Here is an 11,713-nt window from a genome sequence, read left to right as displayed (position 1 = left end):
ACCGTGTATTACTACGCCTGTAAGTAATTTAAATCGGGTAGACCACCAGAGATTTATACTCGCTTGTCGGACCATCTATCAGATGCTTCCGATCGACGACTCTCCGATCGTACGCGACGGTAAGTCACTGATTCTCGCGATGGACCACGGTCTCGAACACGGGCCGGTCGACTTCGAAGAGGTCCCGGAGAAGCTCGACCCGTCGACGGTGTTCGAGACGGCGACTCACGACGCCGTCACCACGATGGCCGTCCAGAAGGGGATCGCCGAGGGCTACTACCCCAGCTACGAGGACGACGTCAACCTCCTGTTGAAGCTCAACGGCACGTCGAACATGTGGATGGGCGAACCCGATTCGGCGGTCAACTGCTCGGTCGACTACGCCGCCGAAATCGGCGCCGACGCCGTCGGTTTCACCGTCTACAGCGGCTCGAACCACGAGGTCGAGATGTTCGAGGAGTTCCGCGACATTCAGGAGAAGGCTCGGGAGTACGATCTACCCGTCGTCATGTGGTCGTACCCGCGCGGACAGGGTCTGAAGAACGACACCAAGCCCAGTACGATCTCGTACGCGACGCGGGTCGCCCTCGAGGCCGGGGCCGACATCGCGAAGGTCAAGTACCCCGGCGACCCCGAAGCGATGGAACACGCCTGCAGGGCCGCCGGCGACATGAAGGTCGTCATGAGCGGCGGCTCGAAGACCTCGGACTACGAGTTCCTCTCGACGGTCGAAGCTGCCGTCAACGCCGGCTGTAAGGGTCTCGCCGTCGGACGCAACGTCTGGCAGCGCGAGGACTCGACCAAGATCCTCGACGGCCTCGAGCGAGTCATCTACGAGGAGGAGACCGCAGACGCCGCACTCGAGGAATGACGGTGTCCGATCCAGTCGTCGAGGAAGTCGTCACGACGATCAGTCAGTCGGCGACGGAGATCAGACAGGGACTCGTCGGTCGCCGCGGCGCGGCGGACGGGGAGAACCCCAGCGGCGAAACCCAGATGGAAGCCGACGTCTGGGCCGACGACCTGCTCGCGGAGCGGCTCTCCGCGATCGACGGGATCGGCCAGTACGCGAGCGAGGAGCGGCCGCAACCGCTCGACTGCGGGACCGATCCCGGATCGGACTCGAGCAGCTACGCCGTCGCCGTCGATCCCCTCGACGGCTCGTCGAACCTGCGGTCGAACAACGCGATGGGGACGATCTTCGGCGTCTACGACGCCGCGTTGCCGGCGCGCGGCGAGACGCTCGTCGCCGCCGGCTACGTCCTTTACGGCCCGATCACGACGATGATCGTCGCGACCGGGAAGACCGTCACCGAGTACGAACTCGCCGACGGCGACCGGACCGTCCTCGAGCGCGACCTCGCGCTCCCCGACGAGCCGACCGTCTACGGCTTCGGCGGCCGCGTTCCTAACTGGACCCCCGACTTTCGCGAGTACGCACGCGAGATCGAGAACGAACTCAAACTCCGGTACGGCGGCGCGATGATCGGCGACGTCAATCAGGTGCTCACCTACGGCGGGATCTTCAGCTACCCCGGACTCGAGTCCCGCCCGGAGGGAAAACTCCGCCTCCAGTTCGAGGGGAATCCCATCGGCTACGTCGTCGAGCAAGCCGGTGGCCAATCCTCGGACGGCGACGGCTCGCTGCTGTCCGTCGAAGCCGACGACCTCCACCAGCGCACTCCCGTCCACGTCGGCAGCACCGCGCTGATCGATCGACTCGAGTCGACGCTCGAGTCCTAGCACGCTTCTTCTCGGTCTCGGTCAGGATTCCGTCTCGGACGATCGCTGCCAGCCGGCGGTGAACTGCACGTAGAGCCCGACACCGACCAGCAACAGGACGTAGAACGCCCACCAGGGCCAGCCGGTCGAAAGAAACAGGAGCGTCAGAAAGAGGACCCAGAGTCCGATTACGAGCGCGTCAACGACGAGACGACCGACGGCGCTGACGATCGCGAAGAGAGTGGATCCGGAACGAGTCGACCGCGCAGTGTGTTCGTTGGTCATCGGGTATCGGTGGTCTGGGTCTATCGTTGCTGAGCCGTGCGTTCAGAAGTGGTAGCCGTACTGTTCGGTGATCCGGTAGGCGGCGACACCCCAGACGTAGCTCTGGCCCGGCCACCAGGTGCGGGCGTTGTTGAATCCCGCGACGAGCACGTCATCGCCGTCTCCTTCGGGGTCGGCGTGGTAGCTCACCGAGCCGCTGTCGCCGTCGGTCAGATCCATCTCGCCGCCCCAGCGGATCTGGCCGCGGCGACAGAACTCGTCGGTGAAGCAGGTCACCGCGTCCAGCCCCTGGACTCGGCCGGACGTGTGGCCGGTCAGGGCACCGACCTTCTCGAGTCGTTCGTCTCGAGCGATGAGGTCGGCGAGCCCCCAGCGGGTAAGCTGGCCGCGAACCTGGACCGGCTCCGGTGCGTCGATCCACGTCGAGGGGACGAGTTCGCCCTCGGGTTCGACGGCGGCGACGTCCTCGATCGGGTGATCGTACGCAACCGCACCCAGTTCGACGGGATCGTCCGTCGAGAGCGGCAGCGATAGCGGGACGCCGTTGGCGCCGGTCTCACCCTCGAACGCGTGCTCGGCCGTCACGAAGTACTGCTGTCGTTCGTCCGGATGGAACAACGCGGGACCGAGCGTCGCCAGACTCGACGGCGTCTCGCAGGCGACCCCGGCCGGAACCCGATCGTCGGAGAGCGACTCGATCATCCGCGGCTGGTAGAAGTCGGCGCCGTCCTCGACCTCCTCGACGTCGACGATCGTCTGGACGTCGAGCGAGACCCCAGCCGCGAGGTCGCCGATCGCGTCTCGAATCGAGCCCGCGTCCTTCGAGACGCCGATGGAGACCGTCGCGCTCCCGGAGCCGTACGAACCCGGGACGACCGCACTGCCGAGATACCCTGTAAACGCGGTCCTGGAGAGGCGGTCGTTCAGTTCGATCGCCTTCTCGACCGCGGCGTACCACTCGGCGGGAACGTCCCGGACTCGCTCCTCGAGTGACCAGGGGTCGTCCGGATCCGACCGGACGAGCGCGGTGACGACGGGCACCTGGCCGTCGTCGGCTGCGAGAAAGTCCTCGACGCCGAGCAGGTGTGCCATTCCGACTGCGTACCCGCCGGTAACGAGGGTTCGGACGAATTCACGGCGGTCCATCTCACTGTTCAGTCGGTCGCGGATCGTTGCGAGCCGACGGACGAGACGTTCTCTCTTCACTCCAGATACACCTGCGAGGCCGTTGGGACTGCACTCGTTCGGCGTTTGCTCCGGGTCGTCATAGCTAATCTTCACGTACACCCAGAGAGTCGGTCGCTACTGGGAAACTAGCCGAATTTGAGGATACCAGTTGTGCCTGCAGGTGCTGTTCGTTTCTCGGGAGTGTGTCAGGGAACCCGATATCCTGCGATTTCGTGATTCAGCACCGAACCCGCCGACAGCGAGGGAAAACGATTTTAGCGCCCCCCGACGCAACACTTGCCATGAACGTTCGTATCGCTGCAGGGGCGTCCGACGACGAAGCATCGGCGATCGCAGCCGCGTTGGCCGAACACGTCGGTGCTACCGTCGAAGTGTACGTCGGTAACGACGACGAACCGACCGCGACCCGCGAGGTCGACTCGGCGCCGGAGGAGACGCCTTCGGCGAGCGACGACGGTCGAGACGAGGATCTCGGCCCGACCGAACGCGAGGCGTTGCTGTGGGAGGAGATCGAGGACATTCTCGAGGGCGGTCCGGAGAAGTACAAGGAACAGCTCCCGGAGGAGGGGAAGCTGTTCGTCCGCGACCGACTCGACCTCTGGTTCGATGGCGAGAACGACGACTTGCTCTTCGAGGACGGCAAGTTCGCGGCCTTCGACGACTGGCACCCGCGCGGTGCCGACACCGACGAGGATACCGACGATCGACTCCCGGCGGACGGCCTGATCACGGGCGCAGCCGAGTTCGAGGGGCGAAACGTCCACTTCATGGCCAACGACTACACGGTCAAACGCGGCAGTATGGCCGGGAAAGGCGTCGAGAAGTTCCTCCGGATGCAACAGCGGGCGCTGAAGACCGGCCAGCCGGTGTTCTACCTGATGGACTCCTCCGGCGGCCGGATCGACCAGCAGACCGGCTTCTTCGCCAACCGCGAGGGGATCGGGAAGTACTACTACAACCACTCGATGCTCTCGGGGCGCGTCCCACAGGTCTGCGTGCTCTACGGCCCCTGTATCGCCGGTGCGGCGTACACGCCGGTGTTCGCCGACTTCACCATCATGGTCGAGAAGATGTCCGCGATGGCCATCGCCTCCCCGCGGATGGTCCGGATGGTCACCGGCGAGGACATCAGCATGCAAGAACTCGGCGGCCCCGACGTCCACGCCCGCGAGTCGGGAAGCGCGGATCTGGTCGCGACCGACGAGGAGCACGCCCGCGAACTCGTCGCCCAGTTGATCACCTACCTGCCGGACAACGCCGACGAAAACCCGCCCCGACAGGAGCCGAAACCGCCGGCTGCCTCGCCCGACGGGATCGACTCGATCGTTCCCCAGGAGCCCAACAAGGGCTACGACATGACCGACGTCATCGATCGCGTCGTCGACGAGGGGTCCTACTTCGAGTTACGGCCCGGCTACGGCGAGGAGATCGTCACCGCCTACGCCCGAATCGACGGCCGTCCCGTCGGCATCGTCGCGAACCAGCCGGCCCACCGTGCCGGCGCCATCTTCCCCGACGCCGCCGAGAAGGCCGCGGAGTTCATCTGGAAGTCGGACGCGTTCAACATCCCGCTGCTCTACCTCTGCGATACGCCCGGCTTTATGGCCGGATCGCAGGTCGAAAAGGAGGGTATCCTCGAGCAGGGCAAGAAGATGATCTACGCGACCTCTTCGGCGACGGTCCCGAAACAGACCGTCGTCGTCCGCAAGGCCTACGGCGCGGGCATCTACGCGATGGGCGGCCCGGCCTACGATCCGGAGGGGGTTATCGGACTGCCGTCGGGCGAGATCGCCATCATGGGCCCCGAGGCCGCGATCAACGCGGTCTACGCCCGCAAGCTCTCCGAGATCGACGATCCCGATGAACGCGAACGCCGGGAGCGGGAACTCCGCGAGGAGTACCGCGAGGACATCGACGTCCACCGGATGGCCAGCGAGGTCGTCATCGACGAGATCGTCCCGCCGAGCACGCTTCGCGAGGAGCTCGCGGCACGCTTCGCATTCTACGAGGACGTCGAAAAGGAGCTTCCTGACAAGAAACACGGCACTATTCTGTAGGCGATCGGCCGCCCTTCTCGATCTCGCGCTCTCACTCCGATCACCAGCCTTCGTTGCCGCAATTCAGCCGCGTACGACCGTTTAACAGCCGCCTATCCCGTTCTATGCCTGCCATAACAATACCCCGAGTGATGAAAGGAGGCGTGTGGGTCGGCCGCACGCTCCCCGTGGTACGAAACCGGTTCGACTCCGGTTGGGAGTCTCATGAGTTTCGATGGTGCACACGCCCGCCGCTGGTTGCCCGTCGAGGTGACGCCGGTCGCGCTCGAGCGCGCTCTCTGGATCCTCGTCGGCCTCTCGCTGGTCGGTGACATCGTTACGACGTTCGTCGGACTTCACCTCGGCCTCGCCGAGTCGAACCCGGTCGCCCGGAGCGCGATCTACAGCTACGGGCTGGGAGGAATGATCGTCCTGAAGGCGCTCGCGATCGGCGTCGGACTCGTCTGTCGACCCATGCTCCCCCGGGCGTATCGGGCGATCGTTCCGGCCGGCCTCGCCCTCCCGTGGACGATCGCCGTCTTCGTCAACGCCTACATGATCTCGACGGTCATCTGACGGGCGTCAAATCGGTGGGAATTATTCGGACCGTTGCGCTCGCTCACGGGTCGCGTTCGTTCCCCGCTCGCATTCTCGAGGGCGACGTCGCTCCACTCAGTCGCCCTCGCTGGTCACTATCGCGCGTCGCCAGCCGCGCACCTCCTCGAGGACGGCCCGCCACTGCTCCGGCGTTCCGGGAACGCCCCCGCTCTCGAGACGATCGGCGGAGTGCTCGAGTTCGGCCCGGACCGCGAGCGGCCCGTCGACGTTCCAGAGCGCGAGATCGGAGCCGCTGGCGGTCTCGATGACGACGGTCCCGTAGCCGACCAGTCGGCCGATCGAACCCTGCGTGACGGTCGTATTCTGCACTCGGTCGAGCGCGACGGTGTTGACGGTAACGCCGAACACGCCGCGTCTGGTCGCGACCCGTCGGTCCGTGATTACGAAGACCGTCTTCGCGATCCGGGCGTACTGCCACATCGGAAGCGCGGCGAGTATCGGCAGCCAGAGCAATCCGCGGGCGGAGAGCACGTCGAAGACGATCAGGGCGCTGAGGGCGATCATTCCGAACGCGGTGAGGACGAGCCACGAGTAGACGGTCTGGAGCCGCGGCTGTCCGTGCCAGCGAATCTCCTCGTCCGGCTCGAGTGCCAGCCACGAGAGACGTCGGTCGGTCGTCCCAGCGGCGCCGTCGAAGGGACGATCGGCGGGAGCGGCGGCGTCGGTACTCATCGTCGGGAGCCGTCACCGTCCCCGGGTGGCGCCTGGACCTCGTCACGCGTCGCGTTCGGGTCGCGGGAGCCGTCCCGGCCGTCGTCGCGGACAGGGTCGCTATCGGCGGGGGCGCCGGGGATGGAGCTCCCCTCGGGAACGGAGCGGATTCCTTCCGCCCCATCGGAACCGGAGGCGTCGGTCACGTCGGAATCGGGGGTTTCGGCAACCCCGCCGGAATCGTGCGCGTCGACGGCCGATCGAATCGCCCGCAGTTCGGCGAGGATCTCCTCGAGCACGTCGTCGTTCGCCCCGGTCTCGCTCGGACTACGGTGCCGCTTGAGCTGTTCACTGATCCGCTGCTGGACCGTCCGCGGATCGAGCACCGCCTTGAACGCCATTTCGACGCCGGAGCCGCCCGCCGTCGTGAGTTCGACGGTCCCGTAGCCGAAGAACGCGCCGAGCGCGGACTGACTGTAGGAGATGTCCTGGACCTTCTCGTGTTCGATCCGTTTGACGTCGCGTGAGAGGATCCCCGTTTTCTTGTACACCGCGTTATCCGTGACGACGTAGTGGGTGTTCGTCACCCGGAGGTACTCCCCGACGATGATGAACACCCCGATCAGGACGATCGAGAGGGGGATGCCGATCGCGAACGCCGGGATGAGCGTTCGACGGTCGGGCCCGTCGGTCCAGACGATCTCCTCGCCGTCGTCGAGCGAGAGCCACTCGAGGTCGCGCTCGTCGCTTCGTTCCCTCGAGGCCGCCATCGTTACGCGTCCTCCGCGTGCTCGCGTTTCAGCGAGAGCACGGTGCGGTCGAACTCGCAGACGAGGTCGTCGTCCTGGTTGAAGACCTCGACGTGCATGGTGACGATGCCGCGCTCGCCGTCGCTGGTCTCGCGCTTGTCGGCCACCGTCGACCGGACGCGAATGGTGTCGCCGTGAAAGACCGGGTTCGGGTGCTCGACGTCGTCGTAGGAGAGGTTCGCGACGATCGTTCCGTCGGTCGTCTCTGGAATCGAGATTCCCACCGCGAGCGACATCGTGTAGAGCCCGTTGACCAGTCGTTCCTCGAACTGCGTGTCGGCAGCGAACTCCTCGTCCAGATGAAGCGGCTGCTGATTCATCGTCATGTCACAGAATCGTTGATTATCGCTCTCTGAAATCGTTCGGCGACGTTCGTGTTCGATCGGTTCGCCGACTTCGAACTCCTCGTAGTACAATCCCACCATAGGTTCGGAGTCGACAAGACGCACCAAAAACGCGTCGCAATCCCGAGGAATCTGCCGGCAGTTCGTCACGACGGGGATCGACGACCTCGTCGCAGACGTTTCCGACGCGGACGTCGTCCTGTTTGGCGAAGCTTCCCACGGAACCTCGGAGTGTTACCGCCCGCGGGCCCGACTGTCGGCCCGACTGCTCGCGAATCGCGACTTCTCGTTCGTCGCGCTCGAGGTGCTCCGGACGCTGCGCGAGGACTCAGTCCGTTCGTCCTCGGATCGAGCGGGTCGTCGCCGTCGTGGCTCGCGGCTCCGCTCCCCGCTCGAGTCGTTCGCGGGGGACCAGAACGCCCTCGTCGCCGAGAACGCCGAATCCTACTACCGCGAGATGGCCCGCGACGGGGGACGTCCGGGAACGTGCGCGACCGGCACACGAGCGAGACTCTGGAACGGCTGCTCGAGTTCCACGACGGCCCGGGAATTGTCTGGGCGCACAGCACCCACGTCGGCGACGCTCCCGCGACGACACGGTCGACGCGGCAAGCTGAACCTGGGCCAGCTCGCCCGCGAGGACGGGACAGACGTCGCCGTCGTCGGCTTCGGTTCCCGCCGCGGAAGCGTCGTCGCGGGCGACGAGCGGGGCGCGTCGATGGAGCGAATGACGGTCCCGAGGCGAGGGCGGGGAGCCACGAGGACATCTTTCACCGGACCGGACTCGAGGACGCTATCGTGCGGTTCTCTGCGGACGACGGCGATGCCTCTGTGCGAGGGTCCTGAGACGGCCCATATCGCTAGACGGCGTCCAAATCCCCCGAAATCAGCGATAAAACCCGTAGACGAAAGGCCCGTTCGACGGAGCAACGCAGAGCGTTCGATCGGAGCCGAACCGAGAGCGAGTGTGCAAGTATTGCACGAACCGGAGCGGATTGACAAGGATTATAATTCGCCACAGACACTCCACACCTGCACCCGGGAGCGGTCGCAGCAGGGAGGGCTGATCGACCGACGGTCGCTTACGATCGACGCTCCAGGCGGTGCAGCAATCGGATCACAATGACAGTTGCTGAACCTACATCGGAACCGGAAGCAGAGAGCGCCGTCGAAACCGCCCGCCGTCAACTCGAGCGTGCCGCCGCGCACCTCGACGTCGACGAGGGAATCGTCGAACGGCTGCGTTACCCGACCAGCGTCTATCGGGTGACGATCCCGCTCGAGCGCGACGACGGCACCACCGAGATGTTCACGGGGTACCGCGCCCACCACGACAGCGTCCGGGGTCCGTACAAGGGCGGACTGCGCTATCACCCCGACGTGAACGAAGACGAGTGCATCGGACTCTCGATGTGGATGACCTGGAAGTGCGCCGTGATGGATCTCCCCTTCGGCGGCGCGAAAGGGGGTGTCGTCGTCAACCCGAAGGAACTCAGCGACACGGAGAAGGAGCGGCTCACCCGCCGATTCGCCGAAGAACTCCGGCCGGTCATCGGTCCGATGAAAGACATTCCCGCCCCCGACATGGGGACCGATCCGGAGACGATGGCGTGGTTCATGGACGCCTACTCGATGCAGGAGGGAGAGACCACGCCGGGAGCCGTCACCGGAAAGCCGCCCGTCGTCGGCGGCTCCCACGGACGGGAGAAAGCGCCCGGCCGAAGCGTCGGGATCGTCGCACGGGAAGCGATCGAGTACTACGACTGGGACATCGAGAACACGACCGTCGCCGTGCAGGGCTTCGGCAGCGTCGGCGCCAACGCGGCCCGCTATCTCGACGAGCGCGGCGCGACCATCGTCGCGGTGTCGGACGTCGACGGCGCGATCTACAACCCCGACGGCTTCGATACGAACGACGTCGAGGACCACGACGAGACGCCGGGGATGGTCTCGGGCTACGACGCCCCCGAGACGCTCACGAACGCGGAACTGCTCGAGCTCGACGTCGACGTCCTCATCCCAGCGGCGATCGGCAACGTGCTGACCGGCGAGAACGCTCGCAGGATCAGCGCCGATCTGATCATCGAGGGGGCGAACGGACCGACGACCTCGACCGCCGATCAGATCTTCGAGGAGCGCGGCGTCCCGGTCATCCCGGACATCCTCGCCAACGCCGGCGGGGTGACGGTGAGCTACTTCGAGTGGCTTCAGGACATTAACCGCCGCGCGTGGAGCTTAGAGCGCGTCCACGAGGAACTCGAGACCGAGATGCTCCGCGCCTGGGGAGCCGTCCGGGAGGAGTACGACGCTCGAGATATTACCTGGCGCGACGCGGCCTACTTAGTCGCCCTCTCGCGGATCGCGGCAGCCCACGAGTCCCGCGGACTCTGGCCGTAGCGAGTGCGGAACCGATCTTCAATCGCTGGAGCGGTGGCCGTGGCCGGTGGCAGAAGCGTGTCTTTTTCTCGAGGGGCCCACCCCTCGTTCAGACTGAAACGGGATGCGAGAGGTCGGGCTGAAACGGGATCCGGGGTTCGGACGGAAGCGAGACGGAAACGGTGGTCGATACCGGGGTCGTCGGTTACGAGAACGAAGGCCGTCAGTTACGAGAACGAGGAGAGGTCGACGCGTTCGCGCGTCGAACCGCTGCTGTCGACGAGTCGATCGTACGGCGGCAGTTCCTCGAGCGAGGAGTCGCGGCGAACGGCTTTGACGATGTGTTTCGGATCGGTGACCAGCCGGTGGAGGAGGTAGCTCCCCTGCGATCGACCGCCGCCGGTCTTCTCCGATTCGATGACGCCGAGGAACGCCTGTTCCTTGAGCTGGCGGTAGAGTCCGTTCTCCGTGATGGGATCGGTCGCGACCAGTTCGCAGATGCCGACGTAGCGCTGGTAAACCTCCCGGGTCTTGTACGTCTCTCGCTTCCCGGTGACGATACAACTCGCCAGCGCGTACAGCGCCAGTTTCGCGTGGACGGTGGCCCCGCTGGTCAGTTCCTCGATTCGGTTGATCTCGGCGACCTCCTGGGCCTGCTGGATGTGGCGCTCCGAAACGGTCTCCGAGCCGGTCCGGCGCGCGAGTTCGCCGGCCTCCTTGAGGATCTCGATCGCCTTTCGCGCGTCGCCGTGTTTCTTGGCGGCGAGCGCGGCGCAGAGTTCGATCGTGCCGTCCTCGAGAACGTCCGGCTGGAAGGCGTCCTGACGGTTGCGCATGATCTCGCGGAGCTGCGAGGCGTCGTAGGGGTGGAAGAACAGTTCGCGATGGCCGAAGCTGCTGTCGATGCGCTCGTCGAGCGTCTCCCGGTACTGGACCTTGTTGCTGATGCCGATGACGCCGATGTAGGCGTCGGTTTTTCGCGCTTCGCGGGCTCGAGAAAGCTGCATCAGGATGTTGCTGTTGTCCAGTTTGTCGATCTCGTCCAGGATGACGACGACCGAATCGAAAAATGACTCGAGGATCGACCAGATGTGCTGGTAGTACTCCATCGTTCCGACGCCTCGAACGGGGATGTGATCCTCGTATCCGGTCTGGTCCGCGAGGTTGAGCGCCAGCTGTCGCGTCGCGCGAGTTTCGGTGTTCGCCTCGGAGCAGTCGACGTAGAGCACGCCGCAGTCGATCTCGTTGTTCTCGGCGGCGTCCTGGGCACGGGTCGCGACGTGGCGAGAGATGAGACTCTTTCCCGTTCCCGTCTTGCCGTAGATCATCACGTTGTTCGGCGGATCCCCCCGCGTGATCGCCCCAACCTCGGCCGCGACGGACTGCATCTCGTCGTCCCGGCCGACAATCCGATCCTCTTCGGGCACGTGACCGACGTGAAGGAGTTCCTTCCGATTGAAGATCGGATCCTGTGACTGAAAGAGTGGATCCCCACCCGCCTGCTCGGTCATGTCTCGTTCTTGGAGAGTCGTATAATAAAACTATGGAAGGTAGCTCAGACTGATAACGGGCAGTGTGAGTGTCTATCGACCCGTATTTCGACCAAATCTCGACTAGCGTCAGTAGAGCCGGATGCAGACTGAACTCGCGGCGGCCTCGAGCGTCCGACGCCACGCGCTCGGGT

11 protein-coding genes and 1 pseudogene are annotated in these 11,713 nt (G+C 65.1%); 6 read left to right on the top strand and 6 right to left on the bottom strand.

The genetic code is table 11. From position 1 onward, the window contains the following. Positions 1 to 82: 82 nt before the first annotated feature. Positions 83 to 871: a class I fructose-bisphosphate aldolase gene (locus NED97_RS05185; protein ID WP_252489660.1), complete on the top strand. Its 789-nt coding sequence runs from the start codon at positions 83 to 85 to the stop codon at positions 869 to 871. Next, positions 868 to 1,743, top strand: a complete 876-nt coding sequence (locus tag NED97_RS05180; RefSeq protein WP_252489659.1) for a class 1 fructose-bisphosphatase — start codon at positions 868 to 870, stop codon at positions 1,741 to 1,743. Before NED97_RS05185 ends, NED97_RS05180 begins: the two co-directional genes overlap by 4 nt. 21 nt (positions 1,744 to 1,764) lie before the next feature. Here NED97_RS05180 and NED97_RS05175 read toward each other — a convergent pair whose 3' ends face one another. Next, complete coding sequence (locus tag NED97_RS05175) at positions 1,765 to 2,007, bottom strand: hypothetical protein (RefSeq protein WP_252489658.1); 243 nt, start codon at positions 2,005 to 2,007, stop codon at positions 1,765 to 1,767. A gap of 42 nt (positions 2,008 to 2,049) precedes the next feature. Next, positions 2,050 to 3,153, bottom strand: coding sequence for a hypothetical protein (locus tag NED97_RS05170; RefSeq protein WP_252489657.1), 1,104 nt, complete (start codon positions 3,151 to 3,153; stop codon positions 2,050 to 2,052). A gap of 323 nt (positions 3,154 to 3,476) precedes the next feature. On the opposite strand from NED97_RS05170, the gene NED97_RS05165 reads away from it, so the two are divergent. Beyond that, positions 3,477 to 5,252, top strand: a complete 1,776-nt coding sequence (locus NED97_RS05165; protein ID WP_252489656.1) for an acyl-CoA carboxylase subunit beta — start codon at positions 3,477 to 3,479, stop codon at positions 5,250 to 5,252. Between the two features lie 204 nt (positions 5,253 to 5,456). Then, on the top strand, positions 5,457 to 5,807 hold the full coding sequence (locus NED97_RS05160; protein WP_252489655.1) for a DUF5658 family protein: 351 nt from the start codon (positions 5,457 to 5,459) through the stop codon (positions 5,805 to 5,807). Positions 5,808 to 5,903: 96 nt separating this feature from the next. On the opposite strand, the gene NED97_RS05155 is transcribed toward NED97_RS05160, so the two are convergent. From NED97_RS05155 to NED97_RS05145, 3 genes are read right to left on the bottom strand one after another with little or no spacing between them, the layout of a single operon-like run. Further along, complete coding sequence (locus NED97_RS05155) at positions 5,904 to 6,521, bottom strand: PH domain-containing protein (protein ID WP_252489654.1); 618 nt, start codon at positions 6,519 to 6,521, stop codon at positions 5,904 to 5,906. Then, positions 6,518 to 7,270: a PH domain-containing protein gene (locus NED97_RS05150; RefSeq protein WP_252489653.1), complete on the bottom strand. Its 753-nt coding sequence runs from the start codon at positions 7,268 to 7,270 to the stop codon at positions 6,518 to 6,520. The genes NED97_RS05155 and NED97_RS05150 overlap by 4 nt, the downstream gene beginning before the upstream one ends. 2 nt (positions 7,271 to 7,272) lie before the next feature. Then, complete coding sequence (locus NED97_RS05145) at positions 7,273 to 7,734, bottom strand: MaoC family dehydratase (protein ID WP_252489652.1); 462 nt, start codon at positions 7,732 to 7,734, stop codon at positions 7,273 to 7,275. Here NED97_RS05145 and NED97_RS23325 point away from each other — a divergent pair. Then, positions 7,684 to 8,779: pseudogene (locus tag NED97_RS23325) on the top strand (erythromycin esterase family protein). The gene NED97_RS05145 and the pseudogene NED97_RS23325 sit on opposite strands and share 51 nt — an antisense overlap. Next, positions 8,776 to 10,050: a glutamate dehydrogenase GdhB gene (gene gdhB / locus NED97_RS05140; RefSeq protein ID WP_252489651.1), complete on the top strand. Its 1,275-nt coding sequence runs from the start codon at positions 8,776 to 8,778 to the stop codon at positions 10,048 to 10,050. Before NED97_RS23325 ends, gdhB begins: the two are co-directional and overlap by 4 nt. Before the next feature lie 206 nt (positions 10,051 to 10,256). On the opposite strand, the gene NED97_RS05135 is transcribed toward gdhB, so the two are convergent. Then, complete coding sequence (locus tag NED97_RS05135) at positions 10,257 to 11,540, bottom strand: Cdc6/Cdc18 family protein (RefSeq protein WP_252489650.1); 1,284 nt, start codon at positions 11,538 to 11,540, stop codon at positions 10,257 to 10,259. Positions 11,541 to 11,713 lie beyond the last annotated feature (173 nt).

It is taken from the genome of Natronococcus sp. CG52, assembly GCF_023913515.1.
Taxonomy (GTDB): Archaea; Halobacteriota; Halobacteria; order Halobacteriales; family Natrialbaceae; genus Natronococcus; species Natronococcus zhouii.
This window is presented reverse-complemented; position numbering and strand designations above follow the sequence as displayed.

What these genes read in the sequence shown, in the direction of transcription:
- NED97_RS05135 (WP_252489650.1), bottom strand. Translation starts at nt 11,540, where the DNA reads ATGACCGAGCAGGCGGGTGGGGATCCACTCTTTCAGTCACAGGATCCG.
- NED97_RS05160 (WP_252489655.1), top strand. Translation starts at nt 5,457, where the DNA reads ATGAGTTTCGATGGTGCACACGCCCGCCGCTGGTTGCCCGTCGAGGTG.
- NED97_RS05185 (WP_252489660.1), top strand. Translation starts at nt 83, where the DNA reads ATGCTTCCGATCGACGACTCTCCGATCGTACGCGACGGTAAGTCACTG.
- NED97_RS05180 (WP_252489659.1), top strand. Translation starts at nt 868, where the DNA reads ATGACGGTGTCCGATCCAGTCGTCGAGGAAGTCGTCACGACGATCAGT.
- NED97_RS05155 (WP_252489654.1), bottom strand. Translation starts at nt 6,521, where the DNA reads ATGAGTACCGACGCCGCCGCTCCCGCCGATCGTCCCTTCGACGGCGCC.
- NED97_RS05170 (WP_252489657.1), bottom strand. Translation starts at nt 3,153, where the DNA reads ATGGACCGCCGTGAATTCGTCCGAACCCTCGTTACCGGCGGGTACGCA.
- NED97_RS05175 (WP_252489658.1), bottom strand. Translation starts at nt 2,007, where the DNA reads ATGACCAACGAACACACTGCGCGGTCGACTCGTTCCGGATCCACTCTC.
- NED97_RS05150 (WP_252489653.1), bottom strand. Translation starts at nt 7,270, where the DNA reads ATGGCGGCCTCGAGGGAACGAAGCGACGAGCGCGACCTCGAGTGGCTC.
- gdhB (WP_252489651.1), top strand. Translation starts at nt 8,776, where the DNA reads ATGACAGTTGCTGAACCTACATCGGAACCGGAAGCAGAGAGCGCCGTC.
- NED97_RS05145 (WP_252489652.1), bottom strand. Translation starts at nt 7,734, where the DNA reads ATGGTGGGATTGTACTACGAGGAGTTCGAAGTCGGCGAACCGATCGAA.
- NED97_RS05165 (WP_252489656.1), top strand. Translation starts at nt 3,477, where the DNA reads ATGAACGTTCGTATCGCTGCAGGGGCGTCCGACGACGAAGCATCGGCG.